Annotated in this window: 1 protein-coding gene; it reads right to left on the bottom strand. The window is 46.4% G+C overall.

Features of this window, described 5'->3' with window-relative positions; genetic code table 11:
* A partial coding sequence (locus HK26_RS13775; RefSeq protein ID WP_219337100.1) for a hypothetical protein occupies positions 1-190 on the bottom strand: 190 nt, incomplete at its 3' end.
* Positions 191-211: the final 21 nt, after the last annotated feature.

Raw genomic sequence — 211 nt, 5'->3', positions numbered from 1 at the left:
TCCACCACAGCATGGAAATCTCTGCGGGTTTCAACCCTTCCCATATGGCTCTGAGAGTGGCTTTCTGAGCCTGTGAAAATGATTTACGACAATCACCCAATGCGGGCATCAGCATTCTGTCATAGGTAAAATCCATGCCTTTCTTGATGATGAAAGGCTGAAGATAAGGTTCAACCAGTTTTTCCAGCACTGTGCGTCTGTAGGCAGTTCT

It is taken from the genome of Acetobacter okinawensis (assembly GCF_002153655.1).
In the GTDB taxonomy this organism is placed as follows: Bacteria; Pseudomonadota; Alphaproteobacteria; order Acetobacterales; family Acetobacteraceae; genus Acetobacter; species Acetobacter okinawensis_A.
This window is presented reverse-complemented; position numbering and strand designations above follow the sequence as displayed.